Here is a 12,366-nt window from a genome sequence, read left to right as displayed (position 1 = left end):
CGGAAACTTCAGAGCGAGTTCGTCAGTCGCTAGCAGCGCCGCCGCCCTCGTTGGTGAGGCGGTTTCTAGGCCCAACCCCAAACCAAGTCAACAGCCTTTTTCGGAAAAAACGCGAAATATCGTAAAGCATTGAATATATGGATGTATTTCCATCTCAGCCATCCGCCTCACCCCGCCCGTGCAACCAGATCGGGCAATCGCTCGGACAATCGCAAAAACTTCATCTTTAGCGGGCATTGGTGCCCTGCCTGGGCTGCGAGTTCGTTCCCCGCCCGCTCGTCCGAGAGTGCTTACGGCGCGCGCAAGCGATATGGGACAGGAACAGCGATCCGGGAATGCGCCCCCTTTCAACCGAAACATCTGACGCTCCGGTGCCTATGTCTGTTAAGGAAGCCCCATCCGTCGCAGACATCGAAGTTGAGGACCATCGTGCCGCAGGATGCATCAGTTGAGACCACGTTCGCACGTCTGGACGCGGAACTTTCCAAACTCCCCGTCAGCACCGTTCTGCCGGACCTGGCCGAAGCGCTCTCTCGGGGGCGGTGCGCCGTACTGGCAGCCCCCCCGGGCGCCGGCAAGACGACGCTCGTCCCCCTTCACCTGCTGAAACAGCCCTGGCGCGGCGACGGCCGCATCATCCTGCTCGAGCCGCGCCGGCTTGCGGCACGCGCCGCGGCAGGCCGCATGGCCGAACTTCTGGGAGAGAAGGTCGGGGAGACAGTCGGCTACCGGATGCGGCTGGAGAGCCGCATCTCGTCGAGAACCCGCATCGAGGTCGTCACCGAGGGCGTGTTCGCCCGCATGATCATCGACGATCCCGAACTGTCCGGCGTCGCAGCCGTGCTGTTCGACGAGTTCCACGAGCGGTCGCTCGACGCCGATCTCGGCCTTGCCCTGGCCCTCGACGCCCAGTCGGCGCTGCGCGAGGATCTGCGGATTGTCGTGATGTCGGCGACGCTCGACGTCGCACGGGTGTCGCGGCTCATGGATGATGCGGCCGTGATCGAAAGCGCGGGACGCAGCTATCCGATCGATGTTCGCTACGCGGACCGGTCAACCGGCGAGCGGATCGAAGACAGCGTGGCGCGGGCGATCCGCGACGCGCATATGGCCGAATCCGGTTCGATCCTGGCCTTTTTGCCCGGACAGACGGAGATCCGCCGGACCATGGAGCGGCTGGAAGCGCGCTTTGGTGACGACACGATGCTCGTGCCGCTCTACGGCAATCTCACCCAGCGCGAACAGGACGCGGCGATCCGGCCGCCGCCACACGGCAAGCGCAAGATCGTGCTGGCGACCTCGATTGCCGAAACATCGATCACCATCGACGGCGTGCGCATCGTCATCGACAGCGGCCTGCAGCGCCTGCCGGTGTTCGAGGCCTCGACGGGAATCACGCGGCTGGAGACGGTGCGAGTCTCGCGCGCCTCCGCCGACCAGCGGGCCGGGCGCGCTGGCCGGACGGAGCCCGGCATCGCCGTCCGGCTCTGGCACGCCGGCCAGACCGCGGCGCTGCCCGCCTTCACGCCGCCGCAGATCCTGGCGAGCGACCTGTCCGCCTTCGTGCTCGACCTGGCGCAATGGGGCGTGACCGACCCGTCGGCGCTCCGCTTCATCGACCAGCCGCCGGCCGGCAGCGTCGAGGAGGCCCGCGCGCTGCTGCGACTGCTGGGAGCAATCGACGGCAGCGGCGGCTTGACGGCGGTCGGCCGGCGGATGCGCGCGCTGGCATTGCCGCCGCGGCTGGCGGTCATGGTGATCGAAGCGGCAGGCGCAGGGCACGGCAGGGATGCGGCACAGCTTGCGGTGCTGCTGACCGAACAAGGCCTAGGTGGAACATTGATCGACCTCGAGGAGCGCTTGCGGCGATTCAAGGCCGAGCGCGGCGAGCGGGCCGAGGCATCGCGCAAGCTTGCCGCACGCATCGCTGCGGCTGCCGGGCCGGCCGCGCCGGAGTCCCCGGCGCAACCCGGTGCGTTGCTGATGCATGCCTTCCCGGACCGGATTGCCCTGCAACGGGGCGGTCGCGGGCGCTTCGTCATGGCGAACGGTCGCGGTGCGGAGCTTCCGGAAACCGAAGCCCTTGCCGGCAGTCCGATGCTGGTGATCGCCGACCTGACCGGCCAGGCAGGGCGGCAACGCATCCTGGCGGCGGCACAAGTCAGCCGCGCGGACGTCGAGGCGGACATGGGCCGCGACATCGTCCGCGAGGAGCAATGCGTGTTCGACTCGGCGAGCCGGCAGGTGCGGGCACGCAGGGTGACACGTCTGGGCGCGCTCGTCTTCGACGAGACGCCGCTGCCGCGGCCGACCGGCGCCAAGGCGGCCCAGGCGCTGGCCGACGGCGTGCGCCAACTCGGCCTGCAGGTGCTGCCCTTCTCCAAATCCGGCGGCCAGTTGCGCGAGCGGATCGGTTTCCTGCACCGGAGCGTGGGCGACCCCTGGCCGGACACCGGCGACGATGCGCTGCTCGCCCGGCTCGACGAGTGGTTCACTCCGTTCCAGGAGCAGACGCGCGGCCTGGACGACGTCACCCCCGCCAGCCTGTCGGACGGGCTGATGGCGCTGGTGCCCTATGAGGTGCAACGCGATCTCGACCGCCTGGTGCCGACCCACTTCGAGGCGCCGACCGGCCAACGGCATCCGATCCGCTACGACGGCGCCGAGCCGACACTGGCGATCCGCGTGCAGGAACTGTTCGGGCTGAGGCAGCATCCCACGGTCGCAGGCGGGCGGTTGCCGCTGCTTCTCGAACTGCTTTCGCCAGCACATCGGCCGATCCAGACCACACGCGATCTCGCCGGGTTCTGGGCAGGCTCCTGGAAGGACGTGCGTACGGACATGCGGGGGCGCTATCCGCGCCATCCCTGGCCGGAGAGCCCGGCCGACGCCGCCCCGACGACACGGGCGAAGCCGCGTGGTACATGACCGTAGAACAGCGTCCGGCGTGACACCGCAGCAGCAACGAGACCACGAGGCCATGACCCAACCCGATATTGCCGATATCAGCCCGAGCCAACGCCTGCGACTGGAAACCCTGATCCGTCTGCGATGGCTCGCGGTCGCCGGGCAGTCGATCACCGTCATCGTGGTGACCTTCTGGCTCGGTTTCCCGCTTCCGCTTGTGTGGTGTTCGGTGCTGATCGCGTTGCTTGCGACCGTCAACTTCTATCTCGCCGTGCGCTATTCGCCGGCGCACCGGCTAACGCCGGCGGCGGCGCTCACGTTGCTCGCCTTCGACCTTGGGCAACTGATGGCACTGCTCTTCATGACCGGTGGGCTGGTCAACCCGTTTGCGCCCCTGATCTGCGTACCGGTGATCATCTCGTCTTCGGCCCAGCCGATCCGCTACAGCCTGGTCCTCGCGGTCCTGGCTGTCGCCGGCATCACGGCACTCGCCTTCACGCCGTTTCCCCTGCCCTGGTTCCCGGGAACCCTTCTCGTCGTGCCGCCGATCCTGACGGCCGGGTTCTGGATCGCAATCGTCTCCACCACGGCCTTTGCCGCCTTCTACTCCTATCGCGTCTCGCTGGAGGCGTCGGAGCTTTCCGATGCACTCGCTGCCACCGAGCTCGTGTTGCAGCGCGAGAAACACCTGTCGCAACTGGACGGACTTGCCGCCGCTGCCGCACACGAGCTCGGAACGCCGCTCGCCACCATCAGCGTCGTCGCCAAGGAGATGCAGCGCGAGCTTGGCGGGGATCCCCGCTTCGGCGAGGATGTACAGCTGCTGCGCAGCCAGAGTGAGCGATGCCGCGATATCCTGCGGCGGTTGACGACGCTTTCGGCCGAGGACGAGGAGCACATGCGGCTGCTGCCGCTTTCCTCCCTGCTGGAAGAGGTCATGGCACCACATCGCGAATTCGGGATCAAGCTGACGCTCATCGAGGAAAGCGAACGCGCCGGTGAACCGATCGGCCATCGCAATGCCGGCATTCTCTACGGGCTCGGCAACCTGCTGGAGAACGCGGTCGACCACGCACGGGAGGAGGTCACCGTCACGGTCAGCCATACAGCCGACCGGGTGAAACTGGTGATCGAGGACGACGGCGAGGGCTACGCGCCTGATATCCTGCTCCGGATCGGCGAACCCTATGTGACGAAGCGGAACCGCGACGAGCGCGCCGGCGGTCTCGGTCTCGGCCTGTTCATCGCCAAGACGCTGCTTGAGCGTTCGGGCGCACGGTTGGCCTTCGGCAACCGGCGGGGCGGGGCGCCGGGGGCGCGGGTGGAGGTCGAATGGCCACGAGCGCGCATGGACGTGAAGCTGGCAAAATGACTTTACCCCTCGTCCTGAACCGTTCATAAGAAAATGGACGGAAAACAAGGAAAAATCAGCGCGGAATTGCGAAAATGACAGAGAAGATCGATACGCCTGCACTCGGACCGGACGCAAGCGACGCCGAATATATCGGCCCCGACCGGTCGCTCCTGATCGTTGACGACGATGCCCCCTTCCTTAGGCGGCTGGCACGCGCCATGGAGGCCCGCGGCTTCTCCGTCGACGTCGCCGAATCCGTCGCCGAGGGCATTGCAAAGGCCAAGGGCGCGCCCCCGAAGTACGCTGTCGTCGATCTGCGGCTCGGCGACGGCAGCGGCCTCGACGTGATCGCCGCGATCCGCCAGCGCCGTGACGACACGCGCATCATCATGCTGACCGGCTACGGCAATATTGCAACCGCGGTGAATGCAGTGAAGCTTGGCGCGGTCGACTATCTGGCAAAACCGGCCGACGCAGACGACATCTTTTCGGCTCTGACCCAGAAGCCGGGTGAAAAGGCGGAACTGCCGGAAAACCCGATGTCTGCCGACCGAGTCCGTTGGGAACATATCCAGCGCGTCTACGAGATGTGTGATCGCAACGTTTCCGAAACGGCGCGCCGACTCAACATGCACCGGCGCACGCTGCAGCGCATTCTCGCCAAGCGCGCACCCAAGTAGACGCGAATCGCTCAGTCGAGATCGCCGGAAACGATCGCGGCCATCTCGGCGCCTTGATCGTTTCGATCCGTCAGAAGTTCGGCCTGTAGCAGCCGGCCTGCAGCGATCCGTGCAAAGGCGAATGTGACCGACTTGCGGGTCGGCGCCGCAAGTCTGTGCTCCGGCGCGTCACGGATCACGTGTGCCCCATACCCGTCCGAGACGATCAATCCGCAATCCTCCGGAAAAATGTCCAGCGGCACGCCCCGATGGGTGGCAAAGAAGAGCCGGTCGCAATGGGCGCGATAGTCCGGCCATTTCCGGTCGACGCGATAATCCTCGATCGACGTCTTGATCTCGACGATCCAGATCTCGTTCTTCGGTGACAGGCTGATGAGATCGGCGCGCCGTCCGCTGGCAAGCGTCATCTCCGCCAGCACCGCATAGTTCAGCTCGGCAAAGAGGCGTTGGACCCCGCGCCGGACCATCATCGCCCGTTCGGACTGCCGGCCGTCGGCAAGCGGGTTGTCATTGTGCAGCGATACGATCGTCATGGTGAGCCTTCAGCGAAATGCAATTTCAACACCATAGCAGATGGTATCGGATCGCGCCTCAACCGGCTGCCGTTTCGGGATTGTTGCAAAAAAGCAATCCCCCCGTTTTTTGCTGTTGCACAACCGCGAGCGCCGGGCTGCGCGCTTGCAAAATCCGCGGATTCGCAAATAAAACCGTCTCGACAAACGTCCGGATATCCTGGAACGTTTCATCCCCTAGTTGAAGAGAATTCGATGCGCCTCCGCACTGCCCTGCTTCTATGTGGCCTTGCAGCGTCCACGACGCTTGCCGCATGCTCGTCCGTCCCCTCCTCCGCTCCGATCATGGGCGAGAAGGTCGCAACGAACCAGATCTTCACCTCCGGTTACGGTCCGGTCGAGGATCACGGCTACGCACTGCCGGCAATTCCGATCCAGCGCGTTGATTCGAAGTTCCATCGCCAGATCGTCGACTACAAGACCAGCGAGAAGCCGGGTACGATCGTCGTCAACACACCGACCCGCTTCCTTTATTTCGTGCTGCCGGGCGGCAAGGCCGTTCGTTACGGCATCGGCGTCGGCAAGCAGGGCTTTGCCTGGGAAGGCGAGGCCTACATCGCATGGAAGCAGGAATGGCCGATGTGGCATCCGCCGGAGGAAATGGCGCAGCGCAAGCCGGATGTGGCGAAGTACGTCAAGGAAGGCATGAAGCCGGGCCTGACGAATCCGCTCGGCGCACGCGCGCTCTATCTCTTTAACGACAAGGGCCAGGACACGCTGTTCCGCGTGCATGGCACACCGGAATGGGCCTCGATCGGCACCGCGGCGTCCTCGGGCTGCATCCGCATGATCAACCAGGACATCATCGACCTCTATAGCCGTGTCCGTCCGGGCAAGGGCTCGCGCGTGGTCGTGCAGCAGTAACGACTGGTAACAGTCTCCAGTGGAAAAGCCGCCGGGATCGACCGGCGGCTTTTTCGTTTTGTCATCACGGCTGCCGAAGCTGCAGCACGCGCAGAATCAGACCGCGCGCGCGGCCTTCAGCTCGCGGCGACGGCGGTGCAGCACCGGCTCGGTATAGCCGTTCGGCTGCTCACGCCCCTTCAGCACCAGTTCACAGGCTGCCTGGAAGGCGACCGAGCCATCGAGGTCCGTGGCCATCGGCGTGTAGAGCGGATCGCCGGCATTCTGCTCGTCGACGACGGCAGCCATGCGCTTCATGGTATCGACGATCTGCGCCTCGGTCACGACACCGTGGTGCAGCCAGTTGGCCATGTGCTGGGCCGAGATGCGCAGCGTCGCGCGGTCTTCCATCAGACCGACATTGTTGATGTCCGGCACCTTCGAGCAGCCGACGCCCTGATCGACCCAGCGCACGACATAGCCGAGAATGCCTTGTGCGTTGTTGTCGAGTTCGCGCTGGATCTCCTCCGGCGTCCAGTTCGGTCGGGTGGCTACCGGCACCGACAGGATGTCGGAGAGCTTCGCCCGCAGGCGGCTCTTCAGCCCCGCCTGGATCGAAGCGACATTGATCTTGTGGTAGTGCGTGGCATGCAGGGTCGCCGCCGTCGGCGACGGCACCCAGGCGGTGTTGGCGCCCGCCTTCGGGTGGGCGATCTTCTGCTCCAGCATTGCCGCCATCAGGTCGGGCATTGCCCACATGCCCTTGCCGATCTGCGCATGGCCGGACAGGCCGCATTCGAGGCCGATGTCGACGTTCCAGTTCTCATAGGCGGAGATCCAGGCGGCCTGCTTCATGTCGCCCTTGCGGATCATCGGGCCGGCTTCCATCGAGGTGTGGATCTCGTCGCCGGTCCGGTCGAGGAAGCCGGTGTTGATGAAGAAGACCCGCCCCTTCGCGGCACGGATCGATTCCTTGAGGTTGACGGTCGTGCGTCGCTCCTCGTCCATGATGCCCATCTTGATCGTGTTCGGTGCCAGCCCGAGTGCTGCTTCGACGCGCGCAAAAATCTTGCTGGCGAAAGCAACCTCCTCCGGACCGTGCATCTTCGGCTTCACGACATAGATCGAGCCGGCGCGTGAATTCATCCGCCGGCCGTTCGCACCGACGTCGTGCAGCGCGATCAGCGCTGTGACCATCGCGTCCATGATGCCTTCCGGCACCTCTCGTCCATCCTTGTCGAGGATCGCCGGGTTGGTCATCAGATGGCCGACGTTGCGTACCAGCATCAACGAGCGGCCGGGCAGCGTCAGGGCCGAACCGTTCGGTGCCGTATAGGCCGGATCCGGGTTCAGCTTGCGTGTGAACGTCTTGCCGCCCTTGGCGACCTCTTCCTCCAGGTCGCCCTTCATCAGGCCAAGCCAGTTGCGATAGACGACGACCTTGTCGGCCGCATCGACGGCCGCGACCGAGTCTTCGGCATCCATGATCGTCGTCAGCGCCGCTTCGATGCGGACGTCCGAAATATGCGCCAGGTCGCCGCGGCCGATTTCAGTGGACGCATCGATGATAATTTCAGCGTGGAGGCCATTGTTGCGCAACAAAATCGTGCGCGGCGCCGAGGCTTCTCCCGCATAGCCAGCAAACTTTTCCGGCGACTGCAGTCCCACCGCTTCACCGTCGGACAGGCTGACTTTCAGCGCGCCGTCGCTGATTGCAAAGGAGCGCGCGTCGCTCCAGCCGGCGCCGGCAAGCGGGGCGCTTTCATCGAGCAATGCACGCACCCAGCCGATGACTTTTTCGCCGCGCTTCGGATTGTAGACCTTGCCCTTTTCCGCACCGTCCGTTTCCGGAATCGCGTCCGTGCCGTAGAGCGCGTCGTAGAGCGAGCCCCACCGCGCATTGGCGGCGTTGAGCGCGTAGCGGGCGTTCATGACGGGAACGACGAGCTGCGGTCCCGCCACCGTCGAAATCTCGGGATCGACGTTGGCCGTCGTCACCACGAAATCGGAGCCTTCCGGCAGGATGTAGCCGATTTGCCTCAGATAGGCTTCGTAAACACCCAGGTCGGTCGGCGCGCCATTCGCCTCGTACCAGGCGTCAAGCTGCTCCTGCAGCCGGTCACGCTTTTCAAGCAGCGCCCGGTTCTCCGGCGCCAGCGCCTCGACGATCGCAGCGAACTCCGAGAAGTAGCGGTCTGCATCGACGCCGGTTCCCGGAAGGGCCTCCTTGACGAGGAAATCCAGCAGTTCCTGATCGAACGAAAGTCCGTTTTTCGCGGTGTAACCCATCTCGTGCACTCCGGATTGCGGAACCCTTCTGGGCCCGTGAATGCTGCCACTTTCCAGACCTGTCATTCATAGTCAATTCAGCGACAGTTCAAAGAATTTGTTCTTTCTTGGAACAAATCGACCGCTATTGAGCTGACGCAATTCGCGGCCGACCGCTGGCCGTGGCGGTGAAGCGCGCTTCGACGAGCTTGCGGCGTCCCTCGATCTCGGGCGCATCGATCGCCTCGGAGATCGTGACGGCGGGTTCGTCGGCCCCGTTCAGGCGTGCGGAATGGAGCGCATTGCTGATCGCTCGTTCGCGGGCGAGCGAGAAGGCCGCCTCCTCGTCCGTCAGCCGCACGCTCTCGCCGGCCCCGCCGACAATGAACACGCCCTCCTCGGGAGCGGTGACAAAAGCGGTGACACTGGCGCGCACCTGGCCGACCACGGCGCCAATGGCGTTGGCAACGTCGGCATCGGACGGTATCGCCGACTCCGCGCCCAGCATGTCGGCGATCGCCGGATAATAGACCGGCGCGGACGCGCCGAGACCAATCAGTGGCCGATCGAGATGAATGCGAAACTGGACGATCCCATCGGTCCGCTGCAACGCCCGGTCGACCGGCAGCGATTCCGCCGGATCGATCGTACCGGCGCCGTCCTCGGCAAGGCAGGCCGCCATGATGACATCGGAAGACTGGCGCGTCAGCCGATAAACGATCTTGCCTGCCAGTTCCTCCGCCGAGCCGGCAATCGCGCGGCCCGAACCATCCTTGGCGCGCGCCGCCAGCTCGAGGCCGAGCCGCGCTGCCTTGCAATCCCACTGGTCCTGCCGGCCGAGGACATGCATTGCGTCGGAGGAGGTGATGGCACAGATGTGCACAAGCCCGCGCCCGACAAGGCGATCGAGCGTCGCCTTCTGCAGCGTGTTCGCCAGCAAGGCATCCAGCGCCACCGGCACGGCACCGATGCGCTCATAGAGCGCCTGTTCCTGCGGCTGCAGGCCACTGGCGAAATGGTCCGGGACGCCGGTGCGCACGGCGAAGCGGCCATCGTGCCGTCCCATGTGTTGCGCCCGCAATTGCCGCTCCAGCACGGCATGCACGGCGTCGCCATGAATCTTGGCCGCGAGGCTCAGCGGCAGGAAGCGACGGGGACCGAGATCAATGCGGGCGACGAGACCGCGATCGTTGATGCGAACCTCCGAATCACCCCCGAGCCCGTAGGTGCGCATGGCCACCGCTTCGACCATCGTCCGGTAGCCGCCGACGACCGCCCCTTCCGCATCCAGTTGCGGACGCCCCTGATCAAGGACCGCCACGTCGGTAGTCGTGCCGCCGATATCGGAAACGACGGCGTCGTCCAACCCGGTCAGATGCCGCGCCCCGACAAGGCTCGCCGCCGGGCCCGACAGAATCGTCTCGATCGGCCGAAGCCGCGCCTCGGCAGCGGAGATCAGAGCACCATCGCCGCGCACCACCATCATCGGCACGTGGATGCCGCGCTGTTCCAGATAGCCCTCGCAGGCGCCGATCAGCCGATCGATCATCGACACGAGCCGGGCATTGAGGAGCGTCGTCAGCGCCCGGCGCGGCCCGCCTAGCTTGGAGGAAAGCTCGTGGCTGCAGGTGACGGGAAGATGCGAGATTTCCCGGATCCGGTCGCGCACGCGCTGCTCGTGCGCCGGATTGCGCACGGCGAAGTATCCGGCGACCGCGAAGGAGGACACGGACGTCGCAAGTTCCGGCAGCGCCGCATCCAGCGCCGTCATGTCGAGCGGATTCTCGTTGCCGTGGACGTTGTGGCCACCGGGCAGGAAGATCACCGGATCGTTGCCGAGCGCTTCGGCCAGCCCGTCTCGCTTCAGGTCATCGGGCGAAAAGCCGATCATGACGAGCCCCGCCCGGCCGCCCTGGCCCTCGACGAGCGCATTCGTGGCGAGCGTCGTCGACAGCGAGACGAGGCTGATCGCCGAAACCGGAACCCGCGCTTTGTCCAGCACCGCTCCAACCGCACCGGAAATGCCCACGGCCAGGTCGTGGCGGGTGGTCAATGCCTTGGCCTTGGCGACAACCCCCTCAATCTCGCTGAAGAGAACGGCATCCGTATAGGTTCCGCCGGTGTCGATGCCGAGTAGCAAATGGTCTTTCACGTCACGTCTTTCCGGAAAATGCGGCGTCTCGAGGAAACCGAGACGGGTCATCGGCGGTGATATTGCATCTTGTTCGGGATTGCCACCGCTCCACGCGCGACATGATCGGGGCAAGCGGCGGCGACCGGTGCGGAGGGCATCAGGCGGGCGAGGCGGCGGACGGGCGCGCGTTCACCCGCATCGGCAGTCCGTTCGCCGGCTGGGTCGTCAGCCGTTGCACCGGCCAGGGCGGCGCATCGCCGGCGGCATCGAAACGATACCGATGCATTAGGATGGCAAGCGCGATCACCGCCTCTTGCAGGGCGAAGGTCGCACCGATGCAGACCCGCGGACCGGCTCCGAACGGCAGGTATTGGAATCGGTCGATGCGGTTGCGGTTTGCGGGAAGGAAGCGCTCCGGCATGAACGCGCGCGGCTTTTCCCAGTAGAGTTCGTGCCTGTGCAGCGTCCAAGGCATGATGAGGACGGTAATACCCGGGGGGATGTCGACAACTTCCCCAGTCGGGCTGGTCCATCGATCGGCGGCGATCGCTGCGCGATTGATCGAAGGTGCGGGCGGATAAAGCCGCATCCCCTCCTCGAAGGCGGCACGCGTCCACGGCATGAGATCGAGCCAATCGACCGCTTCGGCGCAAGAGGCGAGGACGCGATCGATTTCTTCTTCCATTGCATCCCTGACATGCGGCGAGTTGGCCACGCAATAGAGCGTCCACGCCAGTGCTCGCGCCGTCGTCTCGTGACCGGCGCCGATGAAGGTGAGGATGTTGTCTTCGATCTCAGCCTCGGTCAGGCCATCCGGGCCGGCCTGCTCCAGAAGGAGCGTCAGAAAGTCCCTGGGCGTGGCCTCGGGTTCGGCCCGGATGCGCTGCAGCCGCTGGTCCATCGTCCGCCGCACGATGGCCCGGAACTTGTCGAGCACCTTCTGGCCTCCGATCCGAGTCAGTCGCGGCACCCAGGACGGCGCCTTCAGCAGGTCCATCGGGTCCACACGGCCCATGCGGTGCAGAAGCGCATTCACGTCGTCGGCAAACGTACCGGAGGAGGATGCGATTTCGCCGGAAAAGAGCGTATCGGCAAGAATGGCGAAGGTGAGTTCCGTCATGTCGACGGCAATGTCGAAGTCGGCGCCGTTGCGACCGCCGCGGTCATACTTCGTCGCATACCGTTCGGACTGATGCAGCATCTGGGTAGCGAAGCCCTTCGCGTGGCGGGGCGTAAAGCTCGGCGCAACCGCCTTGCGCGAACGCTTCCAGACCGCGCCTTCCGCCGTCAGCAGGCCGTCGCGCAGGATCGGCCGCAACACGAGTTGGCGCACGTCGGCCATTCGGTAATTCTGGGCGTTGTCGACGAGCACATGCTTGATCAGGCCGGGATCGTTGACGATCAGGGTGTGCTCGCGGAAAAATCGCGTTTCGATCCAGGGCAGCGTGTAGGACGGCACACCCCACAGTTCGAGCGGATTTCGCAAGATCGTGCGGATGATCTCGAGCCACGACGGCGGTACCGTGCGTGGCTGGGGTGCCGGCGGCTCGAAGGGTTCCGGACGCATGTCCATGGAAATCACCTCGCGGATTCGCGCGTACGCGGCGG

The 12,366-nt window shown here is 65.1% G+C and carries 8 protein-coding genes; 4 read left to right on the top strand and 4 right to left on the bottom strand.

Going from position 1 to position 12,366, the window contains the following annotated elements:
* Positions 1 to 468: 468 nt before the first annotated feature.
* From hrpB to J2Y48_RS06115, 3 genes are all read left to right on the top strand, one after another.
* Positions 469 to 2,928, top strand: a complete 2,460-nt coding sequence (gene hrpB, locus J2Y48_RS06125) for an ATP-dependent helicase HrpB (RefSeq protein WP_310414348.1) — start codon at positions 469 to 471, stop codon at positions 2,926 to 2,928.
* Between the two features lie 52 nt (positions 2,929 to 2,980).
* On the top strand, positions 2,981 to 4,279 hold the full coding sequence (locus J2Y48_RS06120) for an ActS/PrrB/RegB family redox-sensitive histidine kinase (protein WP_310414265.1): 1,299 nt from the start codon (positions 2,981 to 2,983) through the stop codon (positions 4,277 to 4,279).
* Positions 4,280 to 4,353: 74 nt separating this feature from the next.
* Positions 4,354 to 4,941, top strand: a complete 588-nt coding sequence (locus tag J2Y48_RS06115) for an ActR/PrrA/RegA family redox response regulator transcription factor (protein WP_310414262.1) — start codon at positions 4,354 to 4,356, stop codon at positions 4,939 to 4,941.
* Between the two features lie 11 nt (positions 4,942 to 4,952).
* On the opposite strand, the gene J2Y48_RS06110 is transcribed toward J2Y48_RS06115, so the two are convergent.
* A complete protein-coding gene (locus J2Y48_RS06110) occupies positions 4,953 to 5,474 on the bottom strand; it encodes an MmcB family DNA repair protein (protein WP_310414259.1) in 522 nt (173 codons plus the stop codon).
* 234 nt (positions 5,475 to 5,708) lie between these two features.
* On the opposite strand from J2Y48_RS06110, the gene J2Y48_RS06105 reads away from it, so the two are divergent.
* Positions 5,709 to 6,377, top strand: a complete 669-nt coding sequence (locus J2Y48_RS06105) for a L,D-transpeptidase (protein WP_310414256.1) — start codon at positions 5,709 to 5,711, stop codon at positions 6,375 to 6,377.
* Positions 6,378 to 6,473: 96 nt separating this feature from the next.
* Here the strand turns inward: J2Y48_RS06105 and J2Y48_RS06100 are convergent, their stop codons facing one another.
* From J2Y48_RS06100 to J2Y48_RS06090, 3 genes are all read right to left on the bottom strand, one after another.
* Entirely contained in the window at positions 6,474 to 8,645 is a 2,172-nt protein-coding gene (locus J2Y48_RS06100) for a malate synthase G (RefSeq protein WP_310414251.1), read from the bottom strand.
* A 124-nt stretch (positions 8,646 to 8,769) separates the two neighbouring features.
* A complete protein-coding gene (locus tag J2Y48_RS06095) occupies positions 8,770 to 10,776 on the bottom strand; it encodes a hydantoinase/oxoprolinase family protein (protein WP_310414344.1) in 2,007 nt (668 codons plus the stop codon).
* Between the two features lie 139 nt (positions 10,777 to 10,915).
* Positions 10,916 to 12,331 carry a cytochrome P450 gene (locus tag J2Y48_RS06090; RefSeq protein WP_310414247.1) on the bottom strand — a complete coding sequence of 472 codons (1,416 nt, stop codon included), beginning with the start codon at positions 12,329 to 12,331 and terminating at the stop codon, positions 10,916 to 10,918.
* Positions 12,332 to 12,366: the final 35 nt, after the last annotated feature.

Origin of the sequence: Mycoplana sp. BE70 (genome assembly GCF_031455855.1) — a bacterium.
Lineage (GTDB): Bacteria > Pseudomonadota > Alphaproteobacteria > Rhizobiales > Rhizobiaceae > Mycoplana.
This window is presented reverse-complemented; position numbering and strand designations above follow the sequence as displayed.

Excerpts from the sequence above, each read along its gene's own strand:
- J2Y48_RS06120 (WP_310414265.1), top strand. The coding sequence starts at position 2,981 with ATGACCCAACCCGATATTGCCGATATCAGCCCGAGCCAACGCCTGCGA.
- J2Y48_RS06115 (WP_310414262.1), top strand. The coding sequence starts at position 4,354 with ATGACAGAGAAGATCGATACGCCTGCACTCGGACCGGACGCAAGCGAC.
- J2Y48_RS06110 (WP_310414259.1), bottom strand. The coding sequence starts at position 5,474 with ATGACGATCGTATCGCTGCACAATGACAACCCGCTTGCCGACGGCCGG.
- J2Y48_RS06105 (WP_310414256.1), top strand. The coding sequence starts at position 5,709 with ATGCGCCTCCGCACTGCCCTGCTTCTATGTGGCCTTGCAGCGTCCACG.
- J2Y48_RS06100 (WP_310414251.1), bottom strand. The coding sequence starts at position 8,645 with ATGGGTTACACCGCGAAAAACGGACTTTCGTTCGATCAGGAACTGCTG.
- J2Y48_RS06090 (WP_310414247.1), bottom strand. The coding sequence starts at position 12,331 with ATGGACATGCGTCCGGAACCCTTCGAGCCGCCGGCACCCCAGCCACGC.